Here is a 275-nt window from a genome sequence, read left to right on the forward strand (position 1 = left end):
AGTTCACGCCATTTCTTGTTGTGGTATGGATCATCTTTTGGTGCGAAGAAGTATTGGGTCAATTTCAAATCGCCACCAAAACGCATGAGTTCAGCACGATCTGCATTAGACCATGGATTTCCATAGTAACCTTCGATGAAACCACGATTCTTGATTTCAGCGTAATCTTCCACTGTCACATTGCGAAGAACTGGAACTTGACTTTCCTTGAGCATGTGTTTCAAGGTTGTCAAACCATAGAAGACCGCATCTGTGTCTTTTCCGACGATGGAAAT

1 protein-coding gene is annotated in these 275 nt (G+C 42.5%); it reads right to left on the bottom strand.

The genetic code is table 11. The features are described from left to right. A partial coding sequence (locus ADH52_RS04195) for a beta-N-acetylglucosaminidase domain-containing protein (RefSeq protein WP_049510271.1) occupies positions 1-275 on the bottom strand: 275 nt, incomplete at both ends.

Source organism: Streptococcus pseudopneumoniae (assembly GCF_001072665.1).
Classification (GTDB): domain Bacteria; phylum Bacillota; class Bacilli; order Lactobacillales; family Streptococcaceae; genus Streptococcus; species Streptococcus pseudopneumoniae_S.